Here is a 21,015-nt window from a genome sequence, read left to right as displayed (position 1 = left end):
CGCCCCGCAAGTGCTTCTTCAGACTGCCCGGACCAACATGCCGAAGCCGGCACAAAGCAAAAGCCCGCAGACGATGCGCTGCAGGATCGCGCGCGAAACCGGCAGCTTGCGGTTCGCCGACAAAGCCGTGACCAGCAGGACCACCGGAATGGCCTGGGCTGCCAGCAGCAGCGACTGCACGCTGATCTGGCCGCCCAGGCCCAGCACCGCCAGGCGCAGCAGGGCGCCCACGCCGAAGCTGAAGATCAGCGCTTCCTGGATGCGCGCGAGCGGCCATGGCTGGCGGTACACCACGTAGACGAGCGGAGGCCCGGCTGCCGAGAAAAGCCCTCCGAGCACGCCCGACAGCAGCCCCACGCCGGCAAAGACGCGCGGCGGGGAGGTGTCCTGCCGGGGCTCGGCCATGCGCCAGAGCAGCAGTGCGCAGCCGATGATGATCAGCCCCAGCAGGGCCCTGAGCAGGTGCATCGCATTGGCCGCAAGATAGACCAATATCCCCATTCCAATGAACGACCCGGCCATGCTCGAAGCCACCGCAATCCTCATCGCCGGCTCGATCCGCACCGGACGCCGGCGGTAGAGAAACATCGCAGCGTTCATGACGGTGAGAAAGGACACCGCGTTCACGGCATCCGGCAGCGGGAACAGGTGGGTGAGCCCCACCAGCCCGAGCAGCACCAGCGACAGCGCAAAGCCCGTGAGGCTTTGCACATAGACGGCGAAAGCCACGAAAAGCAAAAAGACCAGATGCGTGGCTGGGCTTGCCGGCATCGACTGTTCAAACAAGGGAGGCATCTGTTCTATCCACCGTCGTGCGCCGCGCTTTGGACGCTTGGGACCTGGCCAGCCACCATCGCGGCAGGACGGCAATGATTATCGGTGCGAGCAGCGATCCGTTGGCCGGTGCCCGCCGCAGGTTGTGGGCGAGCTGCTGCTGCTGATGCGGATCAGCCAATGGCCATGGCCTGAACGATAAACGAGAAAAACAATCGCTTCCGGTATCTTCGAGCGCTGCCTAAACTGCGCCTTGCTGACAAGGAATGCCTGGCCCGGGTGGATTGCCGGGCGGCGCGACATCGGCGGCGGCCTGATTTGCTGGCCGCGCGAGGCAAGGAGGCCCGAAGGAACCAGCCGATGGCGGGCGTGCCCGCCCGGGAGGGGCGCGCGCAGAACGAGAAGCAGATTGCGGGCCTGGACCGCAGTGCCGAAAATGGCCTGGCGGATGCCTTGTGCCTTGCCGCCGGCATGCAGCGCGGGGATGCAGGCGCAAGCCGCATGGGGCTTGGATTCACGCCGGGCGCGCAGCCCGGCATTTCACTGGAATGGAGACTGATATGGCCGATCTTTTTGACAATCCCATGGAACTGATGGGTTTCGAGTTCGTTGAATTTGCCTCGCCCCAGCCAGGCGTGCTGCAGCCCGTGTTCGAAGCCATGGGCTTCACCAAGGTGGCAAAGCACCGCTCGAAGAACGTGACGCTGTACCGCCAGGGCGACATCAACTTCATCGTCAACGAGGAGCCGCGCAGCGCGGCCGCCTATTTCGCTGCCGAGCACGGGCCATCGCCCTGCGGCATGGCGTTTCGCGTCAAGGATTCGCACCGGGCCTATGCGCGCGCGCTGGAGCTGGGCGCGCAGCCGATGGAGATTCCCACCGGGCCGATGGAGCTGCGCCTGCCGGCGATCAAGGGCATCGGCGGCGCGCCGCTGTACCTCATCGACCGCTTCGAGGAGGGCAAGTCGATCTACGACATCGATTTCGAGTTCATCGAGGGCGTGGACCGCCATCCGGTCGGCCATGGCTTCAAGGTCATCGACCACCTGACCCACAACGTCTATCGCGGGCGCATGGCGTTCTGGGCCGACTTCTACGAGCGGCTGTTCAATTTCCGCGAGATCCGCTATTTCGACATCAAGGGCGAGTACACCGGGCTGACCTCCAAGGCAATGACGGCGCCGGACGGCATGATCCGCATTCCGCTGAACGAGGAATCGGCCAAGGGTTCGGGCCAGATCGAGGAATACCTGATGGCCTTCAACGGCGAAGGCATCCAGCACATCGCGCTGCTCAGCGAGAATCTGCTGGACAGCGTCGACCGCCTGGCCCAGGCCGGCGTGCCGCTGATGAAGGCGCCGCCCGACGCCTATTACCGGATGCTCGAAGAGCGCCTGCCCAACCATGGCGAGGACCCCGCGCAGCTGCAGGCGCGCGGCATCCTGCTGGACGGCACCACGGAGGATGGCAGCCGGCGCCTGCTGCTGCAGATCTTCTCGGGTACGGTGTTCGGCCCGGTCTTCTTCGAGTTCATCCAGCGCAAGGGCGACTACCGCGAGGGCTTTGGCGAAGGCAATTTCAAGGCGCTGTTCCAGTCGCTCGAGCGCGACCAGATCGAGCGCGGCGTGCTGCAGGCCGAGCCAAGCTGAGGTGCCCGGGGACTGGCTTGGGCGGGCAGGCATCCGCCGCAGGCGAAACCGGCGTATCCGTACCCGGAATCGGGAGGGATGTGCCCGATCCGCGCGGCCGGCAGTTCGGCGTTCCTGATCGATCACCAGCTGCCGGTGCATCTCCAAGACACAGCGTGCGGCCGTCCTCGGCGCAGCGCCCAGGGCATCCATCTCTCCGGTCGGATGCGATTTTCAGGCCAGAAAGGCGTTTGCGATGTCTTCCAGGCTTTGGGGGGCTTCCGGGCGAGACGCTGGCGGCACCGCAGCCTCGACGCCGTTGCCGCGCGCGCTGGCTCCTGCCGGCTGGAAAGTTGCATCGATGGCAATGCCATTGCCTGGATGAACCAGCATCTGCCTGCCGGCGCCATGCGATGCGAAGGCGGGGTCCCATGCTGCGGCTTGGGCGCCTGCGCTCGATGCTGCGGCATGGCCAGCGGCCGGGACGGCATATGCCTGCGCCGGGGCGTGTGGCAATGCGTTTGGCACGGCGGCAGGGGCATGTCGGGCAGGATGCCCGCATGCGCTGGAACCCGGCGAAGCCAGGCCATCTCCAGGGGCCGCCGTCGGGCCGGAGAGAAAAGCCAGGGCGGCGGGAGCGAGCTGTGCTCCGGCCGTGAGCAAAGCGCCCATCAGCAGCGTGTCGCCGCCTTGCGCCGCCATCATCAGCAGCGACCGTCCGTCCACTGCCGTATTCGGGTTGGCTCCAGCTTGCAGCAACACATTCACGGTTTTCAAGGAGTAGCTTCTCTCCCGAATGATCCTGAACAGATTGGCATCGATAAATTCTCCTGCGCCCGCCAGCAATTTGACCATTGGCAAATCTCCGCTATGGGCTGCCACCATCAACGCAGTGTCACCCGCAGCATTGATGCGATTGAACGCCGGACGAGCCTTCAGCAGCGCCGACACGGCCGCGTGGCTGCCAGAAGAAGTGGCCCACATCAGCGCATTGCTACCCGCCGCATCCACGGCATCCACTTCTGCCCCGGCTTTCAGCAACAATTCCACCATGTCGGAAGCGCCGTTCCTCGCAGCCAGCATCAACGCCGTGAAACCGGAGCGCGTGACGGCATTCGCCCTCGTTGCGGCTTGCGAAGGGGACAGCCCATGCCCCTCCTGGACAAGGCCGAGTTCCGGATCGCCCGCGAGAAGCGTACCGAGACAATCAGCACGCCTGTATTGCACCCCGAAGAAAACGCCAGCCCAGCCGGGATCGGCCGCAGGGTCGAGATCGTCGAGATAACGACCGCATGACGACATCTTCATCAACTGGGAGATCTCGCCATCCGTGGCGGTATCGAGAAATTCACTGGAGGAAATTCGCCTCGATAAAAGCGCAGTGATTCCTCCGGTCGAATCTGCACGCTGGGTATGCGTCGCTGCCATCCGGGCAATGACGGCCTGGATGTCTTGCCGTGGGAGATCACCGGGGTGACCCGGGCTTGAAACAGGCGCGCCAGCTCTCTCACCGCGGGCTGGCATGGCATTCATCCAAATCATCCCGGCTTGTCCGGATGCCTGATGCGGATGGCTGGGATGATCCGGATATGCCATGGCAGCCGCAGCCGCTCCCTCACTGCGCACCGGCACGGCGAGCATCCGGGTGGCCTCGGCTTGCCTGGCTACCTCGACAAGCTCAAGGCAGTAATTCAGCATGGCAGGAGTGGACGCGGTAGCGGCGGCAGAAGCGAGGGTGGCAATGGCAGCGGCACTCTCCCCCCGTGCCGCCATGGCGTTTATCCAGGCGACATGGGATTGCCGAAATCCGGCATGTGACATTTGGTATGCGGCGGATGCGGCGGATGCAGCGGATGCGGCGGATGCGGCGGATGCGGCGGATGCGGCGGATGCGGCGAGTGCAGCGGGTGCGGCGGGTGCGGCGGGTGCAGCGGCATCACCGGCAGAACGGGCATCTACCTGCGCAGGCCCACTGAAATATGGATGGGGTCTTGGCTGAACATGCATGAGGAGATCTTTTCGATGACATGGGTGAAACAAGATCGTATATTTATAAAAGCTATCGAATTACCTAATGCTGTGTAACGAAATCTATTGGCAAGTTCCCGGTCCGGGAAAATTCCTGCTCGATACGTGCCGCCTGGCAATGCATATCCTCCGATTCCGGGGCCGCTGCCCTGTACCACCTCGATGACGGCAAGCGCGTGGCGCTGGCCCTGGTGGGCGCGGTGCTGGGCCTGGCCCTGTCGGGGCAGCCGCTGTCGGGGCGGCGCTGGTGGGTTTCATCACCCTGGCCGGCATCCCGGTGCGCAACGGCCTCCTGAAGGTGAGCCACTGCATCAACCTGATGCGCTTCGAGGGCGAGAACTTCGACGCCGCGATGATCGTGCGCGGCTCGCTGGAGCGGTTGAGTCCGGCGCTCATGACGGCACTGGTGACGGCCTTCGCGCTGGCGCCGCTGCTGCCCGAGGCCGAGCGTCCGGGCACCGAGATCCTGCATCCGGTGGCCGTGACCTGGATTTCGAGCTGGTGGCCAGCGCCACCGGCGTGAGCCTGCATCTACGCGACCATGGCAAGCCTGCCGGGATCGACGGGGCCAGAGCCAGGCTCACCTTGCTCAGCGGCAAGGTATTGCTTCGTGAAGCCTAGATCCAGAAACGTCGCCGCACTCGCAGCCATGGACCCCGAACCCGCATGCGCTCAACCCAGAAGGCCCCGCGTCAAGGCGCAGCGCTGCGTGATCAACGCAACAATCCGCTCGGCCACTGCATTGCCGGAATAGACGCGTCCGGCAGCGGAATGCAGCCTGCGCGCGGCAAGCGGCAGCGACTCGGCCAGTTCGAGAATGCGGCTTCTCGAGTGCTCCCGGGAAAAGCCGGTGCCGTCGGCAAACCGTTCCCAGTCGCGGGCCTGGAGCCGGCTGAAATCGTATTGGCTGCCGATTGCCAGCGCCATCTTCGGCGCCAGCGCGGGATGCACCGCTGCAGACCAGAAGGTGTCGAACGGCGCCAGGATCGTTTCCTTGCCCGCATACAGCAGCGAGAAGCTCCCCGTATGTGCCGCGTGATTGCCGATCAGCGCATTGAACACCGCGTCATCGAACAGGCGCAGCAGTTGCGGCCTGGCGGGGCGCGCCGCGCGGCGCAGCAGATCGAAACATGGGGCCAGGCCGGGGCCGCCTTGATGCTGGTACCGGGTTTCAGGCGACACGCCCAGTGCCTGGCAGAAGTCCTCCTGGTGCAGGCGTTGCGGCCGGCCTGCTGCATCCACCACCCGGTCATAGCGCTCGACCAGCAGGAAGGGCCGGCCCTGGACCGCATGGAACTGCGTCTGCGCCGGCCGCAACCCCATTACCTGGGCCAGTGCCGTGCAGAACGCGGCGTTGGCCACGCCGTGTTCCACGCCGGGAAGGGCAGCCCGAAGGAAGTGCGAGCTGGGCGTGCCGCCGAGCGGCAGCCCGATGCGGGCACCGTCGAACACCACCGGCAACCTGTCCGGCGCACCCGCCAGCGCCCGCCGCAATGTCTGCGTGCCGCCCCGCATCGGTCGATCCTCCAGCAGGTCGAGCACCTCCGCGTCGCCCAGCCATCGAACCGCATGGGCTTGTGCTGCGGGCAGCTCCTGGCCCGCCCCGAGAAAGCGCACGGCGCCGGCGCATTCGCTGCCCGGGTGCGCGAGCCGCGCGAAATCGTTCCGCGCGGTCACCTGCGCCAGCAGGCCGGCGAAGAAGGGGCGCGCCTGATGATCGTCGAAGGGCTGCGCCTGCAGCGGCAGCGAGAGCGACAGCGCCATGGCATCGGGCTGCGCCAGCCACTCGGCGCAGTAGCGAAAACCCAGCCGCTGCCCGGCCAGCGTCAGGGTGCCGGCGCGGCGCCCGAACAGCAAGACCTGCAGTTCACGCACCCTGGCTGGCACCAGGGAGGCACTACCCCTCAAGGTCCGCATCCTTCAGCAGGAGCGCTTTGCTGTACGCCGTGAATTCACCCGGGTGCCTGGTGATGACGGGCTCCACGATGTCCTCGAGCAGCCCGGCACGCGCTTCGTCCAGCGCGGTCTTGCGGCCCAGGATGAAGCTTTCGTAGAGGGCGGCCTGTCCGTCCCTGGCCCACAGCCTTTGCCCGGTGGTCACGATCCGGTACTGCATGACGGTCGAGGCCGCGCGCAGATCCAGCAGGTCCACCGGACAGCCCACGATGCCGGCCAGGCCACTGCCCAGATCCCAAAGTGCCTCGGCGCCCAGCATCTCATCCGTCATCAGGGCAAGATCCAGATCGCTTCGCGGCCCCGCGTCGCCGCTCAGCGCCGCTGCGGCGCGAAGATCGAGCGCGTGAGCAGCGCCAGCGCGTCATCGCCGGGCATGGCCTGGGCGAACAGCGTCTCGGCGCGCTGCACATGCCTGGCCAGGATGCGCCGTGTGCTCGAGGGGCCCACCAGCGCCACCAGGGTGGCCTTGCCCACATCCTGCTGGCAGTCCTTGCCCAGCACCGAGGCTTCCATCTCGCCATCGGCGAGATCATCGGCCAGCTGGAATGCCTGGCCCAGTGCCTCCGCGGCTTCGCGCATCAGCGCCCGGGTCTGCGTGTTGGCGCCGGCGGCCAGGCCGGCCAGTTCGAAAGCCGCGGTGAACAGCGCACCGGTCTTTTGCTGATTGGTCTGCGCGATCTGCGGCGTGGTGCGGGCGGGGCCGGTGGCATGCAGGTCGAGGTATTGGCCGGTGACCAGGCCATTGATGCCCACGGCATCCGACAGCACGGTGACCATGTCGGTGCGCACGAGCGGCGGAATGCCGCCGGCCGTTGCCGTGATGCGCCATGCGGAGGCCAGCAGGGCAACGGCTGCCAGCATGGCCACGTCTTCGCCGAAGGCAACGTGCACCGTGGGCTGGTTGCGGCGCAGCTTGGCGTCGTCCATGCAGGGCATGTCGTCGAGGAACAGCGAAGCGGCATGCACCATTTCCAGGGCGCAGGCGGCGTCGAGCACATCGCCGGGATCCACGCCAAACCCGCGCGCCGCCAGCAGCATCAGCAGCGGCCTGACGCGCTTGCCCGGTGCCAGCACGCCATAGCGCATGGCGGCCGCAACCCGGTTTTCCTGCGCGTGCGCCACTGGCACCAGCACGCCCAGCCGCGCATCGATCTGCGCGCGCAACCCGTCGATCAGGCGTTCTTGCGCGCTGTCTCGCGGCAAGGCGGCGGTGGCGGAGGACGGCGAGAGAACGGGCGAAGCAAGCATGGATTTGATCGATAGGGCACCGCCAACCTAAGCGGTATGGCTACCTTAGTCAGAAAGCAGGGGGTCGTGGCGCCTACCGAAGCAAGTTGCGCCTCCGTCCTACAGCCCTGGCAGACACAATAGTCGGGGGCTAATCCTGGCCCATCGGCTACGTCACTACCTTTCCATGCACCTCGCCTTTATCGCTCCACCCTTCACCAGCCATGTGCGCGCCCTGGAAGCGCTGGCGGCCGTGCTGCTGGACCGTGGCCACCGGGTGAGCTGGATCCATCAGGCCGATGTGGGCGCGCTGCTGCGCGAGCGCCGCATCGGCTTCCATGCGGTGGGCGCCGCCAGCCATCCCGCGGGCAGCCTGCCGGCCATCGTGGCCCGGGCCGCCAATCCCGGCGGCCCCTGGGGGCTGCGGCGGGTGATCGGCGATGTGGCCGCCGGCACCGACATGCTGTGCCGGGAGGCGCCGGCGTGGCTGGAGCGGCTGGGCGTGGATGCCATCGTTGCCGACCAGATGGAAGCCGCCGGCGGATTGATTGCCGAGGGGCTGGGCCTGCCCTTCGTCTCGGTGGCTTGCGCCCTGCCGGTGAACCGCGACCCACGCGTGCCGCTGCCCGTCATGCCCTGGGGCTATGCCGCCGACACGCGCGGCGAGCAGTTGAACGAAGGCAGCGCCCGGGTCTACGACTGGATGATGGGGCGGCACGAGGCCGTGATCCGGCACCACGCCGCGCGCTTCGGCCTGCAGGGCCGGCGCACGCTGGCCGATTGCCTGTCGCCGCTGGCGCAGATCAGCCAGACCACGCCGGGATTCGATTTTCCGCGCAGTGCGCCGCAACCGCACTTCCACCATGTGGGGCCCCTGCGCGGGCCGCAGACGGCGGAGCCGGCGCTGGATCTGCTGCTGGACAGGAGCCGGCCCTTTGTCTTCGCGTCGCTGGGCACGCTGCAGGGCGGACGCTACGCGCTGTTCGAGCGCATTGCGCGCGCCTGCCGCGCCGAGGACCTGCAGCTGCTGATCGCACATTGCGATCGCCTCGATGAACAACAGGCAGCGGCGCTGGTGTGTGCCGGGGCCACGGCCGTGACCGGCTTCGCGCCGCAGCGCGCCGCGCTGGCGCGCGCCGATGTGGTCGTGACCCACGCGGGGCTGAACACGGCGCTCGATGCGCTGGAGGCGGGCACGCCCCAGCTGGCATTGCCCATTGCCTTCGACCAGCCTGGCGTCGCGGCGCGCATCGCGCATGCCGGCACGGGAATCAAGCTGCTGCCGCCGCTGGCGGGTGTCGGGGCACTGCGGCGCGCGCTGCGCCGCTTGCTCGACGAGCCACGCTTTGCCGACCGCAGCCGCGAACTGGGCCGGGAAATCGCTGCATCGGGCGGCGCCGAGCGTGCCGCCGATCTGACGGAAGCCGCGCTGCAGCTGCGCCCTTCGGTCCGGGCCGCCAGTGCTGTCGACCATGAGGCCGCGGGGGCCCGCCAGGCGCTGCATGTCTGAAATCCCCCTGGCAAACGATCTCGATGCCGATCTGCTGCTGGTGGGCGGCGGGCTGGCCAATGGCCTGATCGCCCGGCGCCTGAAGGAAGCCCACCCCGGGATGCGCGTGCTGCTGCTGGAGGCCGGCCCCGCGCTGGGCGGCAACCACACCTGGAGCTTCCATGCCGCCGATCTCGCGCCGGCGCAGCGCGCCTGGATCGCGCCCCTGGTGGCGCACCGCTGGCCGGCGCATGACGTCATGTTCCCCGGCTACCAGAGGCGCCTTGCCGGGGACTACTGCAGCGTCACCTCGGAACGCTTCGACGCGGCGCTGCGCCAGGTGCCGGGCCTGTCCGTGCGGTTGAACTGCGCGGTGGAGAGCGTGGCGCCTGACAGCGTGCGGCTGGCGGACGGTGGCATGCTGCGCGCGCGCTCCGTCATCGACGCCCGCGGCACGCCGCCCGCGCATCTGGCGCTGCGCTTCCAGAAATTCCTCGGACAGGAGCTGCGGCTTGCGGCCCCGCATGGGCTCACGGCGCCGGTGCTGATGGATGCCACGGTCGACCAGGTCGACGGCTACCGCTTCGTCTATCTGCTGCCCTTCACCGCCGACACGCTGCTGGTCGAGGACACGGTCTATGCCGATGGCGCCGAGCTGCCCCGCGAACGGCTGCGCCGCCACATCGCCGACTATGTCGCGGCCCGGGGCTGGCGCGTCGCGGCGCTGCTGCGCGAGGAGGAGGGCGTGCTGCCGATCGCCCTCGCGGGCGATGCCGAAGCCTTGTGGCGTGCCGCGCAGGGCGTACCCCGGGCCGGGCTGGCCGCGGCGCTGTTCCATCCGACCACCGGCTATTCGCTGCCGCAGGCCCTGCGCCTGGCCGATGCGCTGGCGGCGCTGCCACGCAGCACCTGGGACGACCCGGCGCGCGTGTTTGCCGCGGTGCGCGCGCAGGCACTGGACCACTGGAACTCCACCGGGTTCTTCCGCCTGCTCAACCGCATGCTGTTTCTCGCCGCAGCACCGGCCGCGCGCCGCGCCGTCATGCAGCGCTTCTACCGCCTGCCGGCGCCGCTGGTCGCGCGCTTCTACGCGGGCCAGTCGACCCTGGCCGACAAGGCGCGCATCCTGACCGGACGCCCGCCCGTGCCGGTCACGGCCGCGCTGCGCGCTGCCATACTTCCCGTACCCGGCGTTGCCGGCGCGGCTTCCTCCACCTCCCGTTCAACCCATCCATGAACCCATCTCCATCCCAAGGGGCCACGGCCGCGGTCATCGGCTCCGGCTTCGGCGGCCTGGCACTGGCCATGCGGCTGCAGGCCGCGGGCGTGCGCACCACCGTGTTCGAGTCGCGCGACAAGCCCGGCGGACGGGCCTATGTCTATCACGACCAGGGGTTCACCTTCGATGCCGGGCCCACGGTCATCACCGACCCTTCCGCGCTGGAGGAGCTGTTCGCGCTGTCGGGCAGGAAGCTGTCGGACTATGTGGAGCTGCTGCCCGTTGCGCCTTTCTACCGGCTGTGCTGGGAAGATGGCACGCGGCTCGACTATGCCAACGACCAGGAGGCGCTCGACGCCCAGCTGCGCGCGCTGTCGCCGCGCGATGTCGAGGGCTACCAGCGCTTCCTGGCGTATTCGCGCGCCGTGTTCGAGGAGGGCTACCGCAAGCTGGGCACGGTGCCCTTCCTGAACTTCCGCGACATGGTGGCCGCCGGGCCGGCGCTGGTGCAGCTGCAGGCCTGGCGCAGCGTCTACGCCAAGGTGGCATCCTTCATCGAGGACGAAAAGCTGCGCCAGGTCTTCTCCTTCCATTCGCTGCTGGTGGGCGGCAATCCCTTCGAGACCAGCTCCATCTATGCCCTGATCCACGCCCTCGAGCGCGAGTGGGGCGTGTGGTTCCCGCGCGGCGGCACGGGTGCGCTGGTGCAGGGCATGCTGCGCTGCTTCGAGGACATGGGCGGCACGCTGCGGCTGTCCACGCCGGTGGAGCGCATCGAGGTGCAGGGCGGCCGCATCACGGGCCTGATGGCAGGCGGTGAGCACCATGCCTTCGATCAGGTGGCCTCGAATGCCGACGTGGTGCATACCTACGAGCGCCTGCTGGGCCATACCCCGCGCGGGCAGGCCGAGGCGCGGCGCCTGAAGGGCAAGCGCTTCAGCATGTCGCTGTTCGTCGTGCACTTCGGCCTGTCGAAGCCGCAGCCGCAGCTGCAGCACCACACGGTGTGCTTCGGCAACCGGTACCGCGAACTGATCCACGAGATCTTCCACGGCAGCGAGATCCCCGAGGATTTCTCGCTGTACCTGCATGCGCCCTGCGCGACGGACCCGTCCCTGGCGCCGCCGGGCTGCTCGAGCCATTACGTGCTGGCGCCGGTGCCGCACCTGGGCAACGCGCCGGTGGACTGGTCGGTCGAGGGCCCGCGCCTGCGCGACCGCATCTTCGACTATCTGGAGCAGCACTACATGCCGGGCTTGCGCGAGAGCCTGGTGACCAGCCGCATGTTCACGCCCGAGGATTTCCAGACCGAGCTGAACGCGCACCATGGCTCGGCCTTCTCGCTCGAGCCGGTGCTGACGCAGAGCGCGTGGTTCCGCCCGCACAACCGCGATGCCGAGATTCCCAACATGTATATCGTCGGCGCCGGCACGCACCCGGGCGCGGGCGTGCCGGGCGTGGTGGGCTCCGCCAAGGCCACGGCCGGCCTGATGCTGGACGGGGCGCTGCAATGACGGCCGGGCAGGCGGCCCGTCAGGCGCAGGTGGTGGCCCACGGGGCGCAAGCCATACGCGCGGGCTCGCACAGCTTTGCCGCCGCCGCACGGCTCTTCACGCCATCCGTGCGCGAAGGGGCCGTGATGCTCTATGCCTGGTGCCGGCACTGCGACGACGTGGTGGACGGCCAGGAGCTGGGCCACGGCCAGCGCAGCGGAGAGCGCGGCGATGGCCCGGCGCGGCTGGCGCAGCTGCGCGAGGCCACGCGGCGGGCCTGCGCCGGCTTGCCGGGCGACGATCCGGTCTTTGCCGGCCTGGCCGAGGTGGTGCGCCGCCACCGCATCGCGCCCGTGTATTTCGAACACCATCTCGATGGCTTCGCGATGGATGTCGAGGAGCACCGCTATGCGACGCTCGAGGACACGCTGGCCTATTGCTGGCGCGTGGCGGGCGTGGTCGGCGTGATGATGGCGCAGATCATGGGCCGCAGCGATGCCGCCACGCTGGACCGGGCCTGCGACTTGGGGCTGGCCTTCCAGCTCACCAATATCGCGCGCGACGTGGTGGAGGACGCCGCCATCGGCCGCATCTACCTGCCCGCCGAGTGGCTGGCCGCCGAAGGTTTGCCGGCCGATGCCAGGCTGGCCGAGCCGCGCCACCGCGAGGCCCTGGCGCGCGTGGCCATGCGGCTGGTGCAGGCCGCGGAACCCTATTACGACTCGGCCCTGGGCGGGCTGCCGGCGCTGCCGCTGCGCTCGGCCTGGTCCATTGCCACCGCGCGCAGCGTGTACCGCGCCATCGGCCGCAAGGTGCAGGCGCGCGGGCCCGCCGCTTGGGACACGCGCGCGCGCACCAACCGCGCGGAGAAGCTGGGCTGGGTGGCGGCTGGGGGGGTGCAGGCCCTGGCTTCGCGCGCCCGCCGGCCGCAGATGCGGGACCAGCATTTGTTCCAGCGACCGGCCTGACGCGGCCCGGCCTGACCGGCGCGCGCGCTGGCCGCGTCAGGCGCCTGGCGTGCGCCTGTTCTTGCGGATGCGCTGCACTTCCTGCAGCCGCTGCTTGAGCCGCTCGGGCGCCGGCGCCCAGAGAAAACCGAAGGACACGCAGTCTTCCCGCCCATGCACCGCATGGTGCAGCCGGTGCGCCTGGTACAGGCGCTTGAGGTAGCCCGAGCGCGGCACCCAGCGCCAGGGCCAGCGCTGGTGCACCAGTCCGTCGTGCATGACGAAATACAGCGCGCCGTAGAGCGTCATTCCCGCGCCCACCCACTGCAGCGGCCAGCGGCCCGCCGTACCCAGCGCGATGAGCACGATGGCCACGCCCGCGAACACGACGGCATACAGGTCGTTCTTCTCGAACCAGCCTTCGGACTTCTCGTGGTGCGAGCGGTGCCAGCCCCAGCCCCAGCCATGCATGATCCAGCGGTGCGCCGCCCAGGCGAACACCTCCATGCCGGCGACGGTGGCGAGCACGATTCCAAGGGAAGCAAGGGGGGTGTTCATCAAATGGAGCAGCGGGCTCAGCCTGCGCAGTCATCAAACAGGCATGCTAACCGATGCAGCGTGCGCCGGGCCACGGCAGGCACGGGAAGCAGGCTGCCCCTGGCTTGTACCCAGAACACGCTGCATCGCCAGTGGGCCCATATGTCGGCTAGTTCACCTGGCCTTGGCAGCGCAGCAGAAACCAGAGACATGGCGAAATTTCCCTATTGCAAAATAGTGAAAATCTATTAAGAATTGATTTTTGGTAGTTTGTCGGCCCTGCCTCACAGGCATGGCAACCGTCGAAGGGTCTGCGCACCTCGGTTCAAACATCACGACGCAAGGGCATGGCCGCTTGCGTCACGGGTGCAATGGGCACGCGTCACGGCCCAATTTTTTCAAGCTTGATATGAGGAGGCGAGACAATGAAAGCCATGAAAATAATGGAAAGTTTCATGAAATGCAGATTCACATTGCAGGAAGTCTACGAGAAAATTGCCCGCATTAAAACCGAACCAGGTAATAAATGGGATGGAATAATTCCACCCAAGATAAATGAGCTGAAGATTGTTGATCTTTTTCATGCTGAATCGAAATCAGCTCTGGACGCTCTGGTAAAGCAAATTAAAATAGTGATGGCAGATCCGCACACGGGCAATGCGTCAGCCAATGAGGCGCCAAGCTTATCGGAAGCCCAGCGTATTGCCTTGCAAGAAGCAGAGAACAGGTTGTCTTCCATGCTGGAGGCGACGATGACGCAACTGCATGAGGCAGTCGATTCGGCAAGGCAGGTGGCAAAACAAATTCCTAAGCCAAAGGTCGCGACGGCCGTAGACGCCATGCTGGAAAAAATGATACAGCCAGTCGAGGCGATGATGGCCGCGTATTCGCGACTGCCTTCTGCCTGGCAGGATGCAGCCAACTCCTTGGAGCTGCAATCAGCAGCCGAGCAACAGCAGACACCTCCCAAAGAGATAACGAAAGTATCAGACGCTGTGTCGTCCCCCTCCGGCAACGAAGCAAAAGACCTGGAGTCCGATGCAGAAGCCGATGCACTGCTGAACAAACCGATGTACGAGATAATGTACGAGAATTGGAGACAAGCAAGGCAAGATTCCGGAGCTCCTTGCAGCGAAGAGGATTACGATTACTTCGAGGATATTTACGGACCAGATGCTTCTCCGTTGGAGAGCCCAGCGGAAGATCCATCCATATGGAGACCCTTGGAAGAATTGAATGTCACGGCTCCAGCTTCCGGCAACGGAGTGGGCAGCTCCGTGGAAACATCCGATGGCCAGATGCCTGTGTGCAACTGTCCTGCAGTGGAAACCACGCTTGCAGGAAACAATATCGTATATGCCGGGATGCTTACATCTCCGGTTCCGGAATCCATATGAAGCCCGTCCCACCAGATGAACAGGCCTTATTGACGAAGGCGCGGCGCATGGAACACGCCCTGGTGGCTCGGCCGCAGCCAGGCAGGCCCTAGCCGCCCAGCGGCACCGTGGACTCCTTGAGCACGCGCAGCACGAAGCTCGACTTGCTGTGGCGGATGCCCGGGATCTTGTAGAGCTTCTCGCGCAGCAGCCGCTCGTAATCGCGCGTGTCGCGCACGGCAATGCGGATGTAGTAGTCATAGTCGCCCGACACCAGATACGCCTCCTGGATCTCGGGAATGGTGGCCAGCACGCGGCCGAACTCGTACAGCGTCTCGTCGGTGTGGCTCTCGAGCGTGAGCTGCACGATGACCACATCCTGGTAGCCGAGCTTGGCCGGGTCCAGGTCCACCGTGTAGCGCTTGATCACGCCCTGGCTCTCCAGTTTCTTGATGCGCGTCCAGCAGCTGGTGGCCGACAGGCCCACCACCGCGCCGATCTCCTGCAGCGTCTTGCGCGAGTCCTCCTGCAGCACCTGCAGGATGGCAAGATCGAGTTGATCCGGTGATTCTTCGGTGGAAACCGCATTGATCCGGTTGTTTTTCATTGTGTGGCGCTAATAGGCCCTAAAAAAGAAGCCTATTTTGCCTTGGAGGCTGAAAAATAAAGGCATGAAACTGCCATCCCCCACCGATTTTTCGCCGGCCACGCCGCCCCGGGTCTGCAATGGCGCCACCGCGCTGCTCGACACGCTGATCGCATGCGGCGTGGACACGATCTTCGGCTATCCCGGCGGCGCCGCCCTGCCGCTCTACGACGCGCTGCATGGAGAACCGCGGCTGCGGCATATCCTGGTGCGCCACGAGCAGGCGGCGATGCACGCGGCCGAGGGCTATGCGCGCAGCACCGGGCGCGTGGGCGTGGTGCTGGTCACCTCCGGGCCGGGGGTGGGCAACACCATCACCGGGCTGCTGGACGCGATGAGCGACTCCATTCCCGTGCTGTGCATCAGCGCGCAGGTGGCAACGCATTCCATCGGCACCAATGCCTTTCAGGAATGCGACGCGCTGGGGCTGTCGCGGCCCGTCACCAAGTGGAACCATCAGGTGCGCACGGCCGCGGAGATCCCCGGCGCGATCCGCGAAGCGCTTGCGCGTGCCGCTTCGGGGCGGCCCGGGCCGGTGCTGGTCGATGTGCCCAAGGACCTGCAGCTGGTCCCCGTCGATATGCAACCGGCACCGGCTTCGGCGGATGCGGCGCCCGTCGCGCCCTTGCTGCCAACAGCCGCCAGCCTGCAGCGCGCCGCCGAGCTGCTGCAAGGCGCGCGCCGGCCCATCCTGTATGGCGGCGGCGGGCTGGTGAACTCGGGCCCCGCGGCCTGCGCCGCCTTCACGCAGCTGGTGCGCCGGCTCGATGCGCCCTGCACCCTGACGCTGATGGGCCTGGGCGCGCTTCCCGCCTCCGACCCGCGCTTTGTCGGCATGCTGGGCATGCATGGGTCGCTGGAAGCCAACCTGGCGATGCATGAGGCCGATCTGGTGGTCTGCATCGGCGCGCGCTTCGATGACCGCGTCACCGGTAAACTGGACGAGTTCTGCCCGCAGGCGCGCAAGATCCATCTGGATATCGACCTGGGCAGCATTGGCAAGGTGGTGCCGGTGGACGTGTCCCTGGTGGGCGACTGCGCGGCGGTGCTCGAGGCGCTGCTGGCGCTGCCGGAATTGCAGGCGCTGGCGCCCGAGCGGCTCGCGCCCTGGTGGCAGCGCATCGAAGGCTGGCGGGCGCAGCGCTGCTTCGGCTTCACCCCGCGCGCCCAGGAGATCCTGCCGCAGCAGCTGATGCACCAGCTGCAGCAGGCGCTGCAGGGACGCGACGCGATCGTCTCCACCGACGTCGGCCAGCACCAGATGTGGGCCGCCCAGTACCTGCAGTTCGAGCGGCCGCGCCGCTGGCTTACCTCGGGCGGCGCGGGCACCATGGGCTACGGCCTGCCTGCAGCCATCGGCGCCCAGGTCGCGCACCCCGAGGCGCTGGTGGTCTGCGTGAGCGGCGATGCCTCGGTGCTGATGAACATCCAGGAGCTGTCGACGGCGGTGCAGCACCGCGCGCCGGTCAAGCTGGTGCTGTCGAACAACGGCTACATGGGCATGGTGCGCCAGTGGCAGGAGCTCAACCACGGCAACCGCCTGAGCCACAGCTGGAACGACGCGCTGCCGGATTTCGTGGCGCTGGCGCGGGCCTTCGGCTGGGGCGCGCGCCGCGTGAGCGACCCCGCCGAGCTGGACGCCGCGCTGGCCGAATGCCTTGCATATCCGGGCCCGTTCTTCCTCGATGTGCAGGTGGCGGGGCAGGAGAACTGCTTTCCCATGATGCCTGCCGGGGTGGGGCACCACCGCATCCTGCTGGGCAAGGACCGGTGGTACGAGGAGGCGCAGCCGGAGCGCGTCGGTTGAGCCGGCCGGGCTGGCAGGGGAGCGCCTGCTCAGCCCGCCTTGAGATGCTCGAACAGGATCAGCGCCCCGATGCCCATGAGCAGGATGCCTCCCAGGCCTTCCGCCCAGCGGCCGGCGACGGCTCCGACGAAGCGTCCGACCATGACACCCAGCGTCACCATGGTGAAGGTGGCCAGGCCGATCGCCAGCGCCACCGTGAGGATGTTGACGTCCAGGAAGGCCAGGCCCACGCCCACCGCCATGGCATCGATGCTGGTGGCGAAACCGGTGACCGCCAGCAGCCAGAAACCATGGCTCTTGGGTTTTTCCACCTCGTCTTCGGCCGTCTTCAGCGAGGCCAGCAGCATGTGGCCGCCCAAGCCCAGAAGCAGGACGAAAGCGATCCAGTGGTCCCAGGCCTTGACATAGTCCGATGCGGCCGAACCCAGGGCCCAGCCGACGATGGGGGTGATGGCTTCGATGACGCCGAAGATGGCGCCGGTGCGCAGGGCTTCGGACCAGCGGGGCTTGAGCAGGGCGGTGCCCTTGCCCACGGCGGCGGCAAAGGCATCGGTGGACATGGCGAAGGCCAGCACCGAAATGGCGGCGAGATTCATGGGGATTTGCTTTTTACGGCCGGGCATGAACGCAACGGCACGCCACCGCTGCCCGACCTGCGTCGCGATGGATGCCGTTGGTCTCGCCAACCGAAAAAACGGCTGCCGGCGCCACAGCATGCACGATGCCGAGTGTGTTGACGCAGGCGCCTTCAGCCGAAGGCAGGCTACTCCCCAAGGGAAGCGCGATTGTACATGGGCTGCAAGCCATGTAAGACAGGGGCGGCAATGGCCGGATCCGGGGGAGCTGTGGAACTCTGATGACAAGGCGCGGCCGCAGCGCCGCTCACAGTTCGGGTTTTGACCAGAAAGGATATTCCATGGCCACCCCCTCTGTCTCCGGCAAGAAAGTCGCCGTTCTCGTCACCGATGGCTTCGAGCAGGCCGAACTGACCGGCCCCAAGCAGGCGCTGGAAGCCGCCGGCGCACAGGTCACCATCCTGGCCCCCAAGCAAGGCAGCGTGCAGGGCTACAACCACGCGGACAAGGCCGACAGCTTCCCGGTGGACCGCACGATTTCGGACGCGCGCCCCAAGGATTTCGACGCGGTGCTGCTGCCCGGCGGCGTGCAGAACGCCGATGCGCTGCGCGTCGACGAAGACGCGCGCACTTTCGTGCAGGACATCGCGAAGCAAGGCAAGCCGATCGCCGTGATCTGCCATGGGCCTTGGCTGCTGATCGACGCCGGACTGGTGCAGGGACGCACCCTGACCAGCTGGCCCAGCCTGAAGGTGGATCTTCTGAACGCCGGTGCCCGCTGGGTGGATGAAGAGGTGCATGTCGACGGGCAGCTGGTCAGCAGCCGCAAGCCCGACGACATTCCCGCGTTCAACGCGCAGTTCCTGAAGCTGCTGGGCGGGGCGAGCTGACCCAGGGGGCTCCAGGGCCACCCCGGTCGGCACAGGGCTACACCAGCCCCCCGGGCCAGCGCACATGCCACTCGGTGGCGTGCTCGTAGGCCCAGCCGATGCGCAGCGCCAGGTCTTCCTGGTGCGCGCGGCAGATGATCTGCAGCGAGGTGGGCAGGCCCTGGCTGTCGAAACCGTTGGGCAGCGACAGGCCGCAGAGATTCAGGTAGTTGCCGAAGCGAGTGTAGTGCGCGGGGGCCTTGGTCTGGTCCACCTCGGACAGCGGCAGCGCGGTGGTCATGGTGCTGGGCGTGAGCAGGGCGTCGATGCCCTGCATGGCCTGTTCGAACTGCTGCTGCATCACGCTGCGCTGGTGGATCGCTTCCAGATAGGCGCGGGCGCTGATGTCCTTTCCGGCCGCGATGCGGGGACGCACATGCGGATCGAGCGGTGCGCTGGCATCGTCGATCAGCGGGTGGTAGAGCGCATAGCTCTCGGCTGCCATGATGCGCAGGTTGTACGCGGCGACATCCTCGAAGCGAAACGGCAGCTCCAGCGCCACGATCTCGGCGCCCAGCGACGCCAATACCTGCAGCGATGCGTCATAGGCCTCGAGCACCTCGGGCGATGCATAGCGTCGCTCGCCCTCGGGCATGCGCGCCAGCCGCAGCCCGCGGATGCCGCGCCTGAGCGCGGGCATGGGGTCGACATAGGGAAGGCCCGCGGTCTGCGGATCGAGCGGATCCGGCCCCTGCATGGCGGCATACAGCAGCGCCACGTCTTCGACACAGCGCGCCATCGGCCCCGGGGTGTCCAGCGTCGGGCTCAGGGGCTGGATGCCGTGGTTGCTGATGCGCCCGCTGCTGGTCTTGAGCCCGGTGATGCCGCACCACGAGGCGGGCATGCGGATCGAGCCGCCGGTGTCCGTGCCCACGGCCCAGGGCACCAGGCGGGCCGCCACCGCCGCGGCCGAGCCGCTGCTCGAGCCGCCGGGCGTGCGCTGCTGCTGCATGTCCCAGGGATTCCACGGCGTGCCGCGGTGCGTGTTGGTGCCCCAGCCGCCCATGGCGAATTCCACCGTATGCGTCTTGCCCAGCACGATCACGCCCTGCGATACGAGCTTGCGCGCCAGCGTGGCGGTGCGCGTGGCGCGGCGCTCCTTCCAGACTTCGCTGCCGCCGGTGTAGATGCGGCCCTCGATCTCGATCAGGTCCTTGAGCGCCACCGGAATGCCGTGCAGCGGCCCGACCGACTGGCCGGCGCGGATGGCGGACTCGGCCGCCTGCGCGGCCAGGCGCGCGTCGTCGGCATAGACCTCGACGAAGGACTTGAGCTGCGGCTCGCGGCTGGCCACGTTCTGCAGGCAGGACTCCACCAGGTCCACCGGGGAGATTTCGCGTTGCTGGATCCGCCGGGACAGCTGGTGCACCGGCAGGTTGGCGAGACTATCTTGCTTCATGCATCGACCTTTTCCATCTGAAAGCCATGATTGTCCAGTGCCGCGTGCAGCGCGCGCTGCTGCTCGGCGGACAGCGGCACCAGCGGCGGGCGCAGCGTGCACCAGGAATCGACGCCGGTGAAGCGCGCCACCGCCGCCTTCATCGCCGGGATCATCGAGTGCTGCTGGAAGATGGCGCGCGTGGCATCGAGCGCGGCCTGCTGCGCGTCGGCGCCGCTCTCCTGCCAGCTCTCGTAGAGCTGCACCATCGGCGCCGGATTGACGTTGCCCGTGGCGGTGATGCAGCCCGCGCCGCCGGCGCGCAGCGTGCGCAGCAGGAACACCTCGCTGCCGGCAAACACGTCGAAGCCCTGGCCGCCGAATTCGCGCTGCACCGCTTCGGTGTTGCTCCAGTCGCCCGAGCTGTCCTTGATCCCCGCGATGGTGCCCGGATAGGCCTTGAGCAGCCGCTCGATCAGCGCCAGGCTGATGGGCACCTGGGCCACCGGGGGGATGTGGTACAGATAGACGCGCAGGCGGCTGTCGCCCACGCGCTCGATCACCTCGGCGTAGCTGCGGAACAGTCCGTCGTCCGATACGCCCTTGTAGTAGAAGGGCGGCAGCATCAGCACGCCGCCCACGCCCGCGGCCGCCGCATGGCGCGTGAGCTCCACCGTGTCCGTCAGCGCGCAGCAGCCGGTGCCCGGCAGCAGCCGCGCAGGCGCCGCGCCCGATTCCAGCACGGCGTCGAGCAGCTCGCGGCGCTCGCCCACCGACAGCGAATTGGCCTCCGAATTGGTGCCGAAGACCGCCAGCCCCACGTCCTGCTCCAGCAGCCACTGGCAGTGGCGCACGAACTCGGCCGTGTCGGGCGAGAGATCGGCCTTGAAGGGGGTCAGAACCGGCGAGTAGATGCCTTGAAGATGGTGCTTGGCCATGCTTTTGTCTCCTGGTGAATGAAGCGGAATGCGCGGCGCGGGGGCCGCGCGGCTGAAAATGCAAAAGG

Annotated in this window: 19 protein-coding genes, 1 pseudogene and 1 riboswitch; of the genes and pseudogenes, 10 read left to right on the top strand and 10 right to left on the bottom strand. The window is 67.3% G+C overall.

From position 1 onward, the window contains the following. Positions 1-18: 18 nt before the first annotated feature. The gene (locus tag M9799_RS18960; RefSeq protein ID WP_231043681.1) at positions 19-795 is read right to left on the bottom strand and encodes a TSUP family transporter; all 777 of its coding nucleotides are present in this window, start codon (positions 793-795) and stop codon (positions 19-21) included. Between the two features lie 339 nt (positions 796-1,134). Here M9799_RS18960 and M9799_RS18955 point away from each other — a divergent pair, with 339 nt between their 5' ends. Further along, the gene (locus M9799_RS18955) at positions 1,135-1,368 is read left to right on the top strand and encodes a hypothetical protein (RefSeq protein ID WP_231043682.1); all 234 of its coding nucleotides are present in this window, start codon (positions 1,135-1,137) and stop codon (positions 1,366-1,368) included. Further along, positions 1,335-2,423, top strand: coding sequence for a 4-hydroxyphenylpyruvate dioxygenase (gene hppD / locus M9799_RS18950; RefSeq protein WP_231043683.1), 1,089 nt, complete (start codon positions 1,335-1,337; stop codon positions 2,421-2,423). The genes M9799_RS18955 and hppD overlap by 34 nt, the downstream gene beginning before the upstream one ends. Before the next feature lie 213 nt (positions 2,424-2,636). On the opposite strand, the gene M9799_RS18945 is transcribed toward hppD, so the two are convergent. Beyond that, positions 2,637-4,100, bottom strand: coding sequence for an ankyrin repeat domain-containing protein (locus M9799_RS18945; protein ID WP_231043684.1), 1,464 nt, complete (start codon positions 4,098-4,100; stop codon positions 2,637-2,639). Between the two features lie 506 nt (positions 4,101-4,606). Here M9799_RS18945 and M9799_RS18940 point away from each other — a divergent pair. Next, positions 4,607-4,926: pseudogene (locus M9799_RS18940) on the top strand (efflux RND transporter permease subunit); the annotation flags it as partial. Positions 4,927-5,102: 176 nt separating this feature from the next. Here M9799_RS18940 and M9799_RS18935 read toward each other — a convergent pair. The 3 genes from M9799_RS18935 to M9799_RS18925 are packed head-to-tail and all read right to left on the bottom strand — an operon-like array spanning position 5,103 to position 7,634. Continuing rightward, positions 5,103-6,338 carry a HipA domain-containing protein gene (locus M9799_RS18935; RefSeq protein ID WP_231043685.1) on the bottom strand — a complete coding sequence of 412 codons (1,236 nt, stop codon included), beginning with the start codon at positions 6,336-6,338 and terminating at the stop codon, positions 5,103-5,105. Then, on the bottom strand, positions 6,328-6,702 hold the full coding sequence (mntA, locus tag M9799_RS18930; RefSeq protein ID WP_255662657.1) for a type VII toxin-antitoxin system MntA family adenylyltransferase antitoxin: 375 nt from the start codon (positions 6,700-6,702) through the stop codon (positions 6,328-6,330). Before mntA ends, M9799_RS18935 begins: the two co-directional genes overlap by 11 nt. Next, entirely contained in the window at positions 6,699-7,634 is a 936-nt protein-coding gene (locus M9799_RS18925) for a polyprenyl synthetase family protein (RefSeq protein ID WP_231043687.1), read from the bottom strand. The genes mntA and M9799_RS18925 overlap by 4 nt, the downstream gene beginning before the upstream one ends. Before the next feature lie 166 nt (positions 7,635-7,800). Here M9799_RS18925 and M9799_RS18920 point away from each other — a divergent pair, with 166 nt between their 5' ends. Genes M9799_RS18920 through M9799_RS18905 form a run of 4 tightly spaced genes read left to right on the top strand, consistent with a single transcriptional unit; the run spans position 7,801 to position 12,782 of the window. Next, entirely contained in the window at positions 7,801-9,123 is a 1,323-nt protein-coding gene (locus M9799_RS18920) for a nucleotide disphospho-sugar-binding domain-containing protein (RefSeq protein ID WP_231043688.1), read from the top strand. Then, the gene (gene crtY, locus M9799_RS18915) at positions 9,116-10,339 is read left to right on the top strand and encodes a lycopene beta-cyclase CrtY (protein ID WP_231043689.1); all 1,224 of its coding nucleotides are present in this window, start codon (positions 9,116-9,118) and stop codon (positions 10,337-10,339) included. Before M9799_RS18920 ends, crtY begins: the two co-directional genes overlap by 8 nt. Beyond that, positions 10,336-11,835 carry a phytoene desaturase gene (locus M9799_RS18910; protein WP_231043690.1) on the top strand — a complete coding sequence of 500 codons (1,500 nt, stop codon included), beginning with the start codon at positions 10,336-10,338 and terminating at the stop codon, positions 11,833-11,835. Before crtY ends, M9799_RS18910 begins: the two co-directional genes overlap by 4 nt. Beyond that, a complete protein-coding gene (locus tag M9799_RS18905; RefSeq protein ID WP_231043691.1) occupies positions 11,832-12,782 on the top strand; it encodes a phytoene/squalene synthase family protein in 951 nt (316 codons plus the stop codon). Before M9799_RS18910 ends, M9799_RS18905 begins: the two co-directional genes overlap by 4 nt. Before the next feature lie 36 nt (positions 12,783-12,818). On the opposite strand, the gene M9799_RS18900 is transcribed toward M9799_RS18905, so the two are convergent. Continuing rightward, positions 12,819-13,319 (bottom strand): sterol desaturase family protein, encoded by a 501-nt coding sequence (locus tag M9799_RS18900; RefSeq protein ID WP_231043692.1) that lies wholly within the window; start codon positions 13,317-13,319, stop codon positions 12,819-12,821. 404 nt (positions 13,320-13,723) lie between these two features. On the opposite strand from M9799_RS18900, the gene M9799_RS18895 reads away from it, so the two are divergent. Further along, entirely contained in the window at positions 13,724-14,695 is a 972-nt protein-coding gene (locus M9799_RS18895) for a hypothetical protein (protein ID WP_231043693.1), read from the top strand. Between the two features lie 88 nt (positions 14,696-14,783). Here M9799_RS18895 and M9799_RS18890 read toward each other — a convergent pair whose 3' ends face one another. Next, positions 14,784-15,281, bottom strand: a complete 498-nt coding sequence (locus tag M9799_RS18890; RefSeq protein WP_231043694.1) for an Lrp/AsnC family transcriptional regulator — start codon at positions 15,279-15,281, stop codon at positions 14,784-14,786. Positions 15,282-15,345: 64 nt separating this feature from the next. On the opposite strand from M9799_RS18890, the gene ilvB reads away from it, so the two are divergent. Continuing rightward, on the top strand, positions 15,346-17,127 hold the full coding sequence (gene ilvB / locus M9799_RS18885) for a biosynthetic-type acetolactate synthase large subunit (protein ID WP_231043695.1): 1,782 nt from the start codon (positions 15,346-15,348) through the stop codon (positions 17,125-17,127). A gap of 29 nt (positions 17,128-17,156) precedes the next feature. Here the strand turns inward: ilvB and mntP are convergent, their stop codons facing one another. Then, the gene (gene mntP / locus M9799_RS18880) at positions 17,157-17,723 is read right to left on the bottom strand and encodes a manganese efflux pump MntP (RefSeq protein WP_231043696.1); all 567 of its coding nucleotides are present in this window, start codon (positions 17,721-17,723) and stop codon (positions 17,157-17,159) included. Between the two features lie 12 nt (positions 17,724-17,735). After that, positions 17,736-17,904, bottom strand: a riboswitch (yybP-ykoY riboswitch). A gap of 139 nt (positions 17,905-18,043) precedes the next feature. Between mntP and M9799_RS18875 the strand changes: the two genes are divergently transcribed. Further along, positions 18,044-18,592 (top strand): type 1 glutamine amidotransferase domain-containing protein, encoded by a 549-nt coding sequence (locus tag M9799_RS18875; protein ID WP_231043697.1) that lies wholly within the window; start codon positions 18,044-18,046, stop codon positions 18,590-18,592. A gap of 37 nt (positions 18,593-18,629) precedes the next feature. Here the strand turns inward: M9799_RS18875 and M9799_RS18870 are convergent, their stop codons facing one another. Beyond that, on the bottom strand, positions 18,630-20,030 hold the full coding sequence (locus tag M9799_RS18870) for an amidase (RefSeq protein ID WP_231043698.1): 1,401 nt from the start codon (positions 20,028-20,030) through the stop codon (positions 18,630-18,632). Beyond that, entirely contained in the window at positions 20,027-20,947 is a 921-nt protein-coding gene (locus M9799_RS18865; protein WP_231043699.1) for a dihydrodipicolinate synthase family protein, read from the bottom strand. The genes M9799_RS18870 and M9799_RS18865 overlap by 4 nt, the downstream gene beginning before the upstream one ends. Positions 20,948-21,015 lie beyond the last annotated feature (68 nt).

The organism is Comamonas endophytica, from assembly GCF_023634805.2.
Lineage (GTDB): Bacteria > Pseudomonadota > Gammaproteobacteria > Burkholderiales > Burkholderiaceae_C > Comamonas > Comamonas endophytica.
Note: the sequence above shows the minus strand (reverse complement) of the source record. Positions and strands in the feature narration are given on the sequence as shown.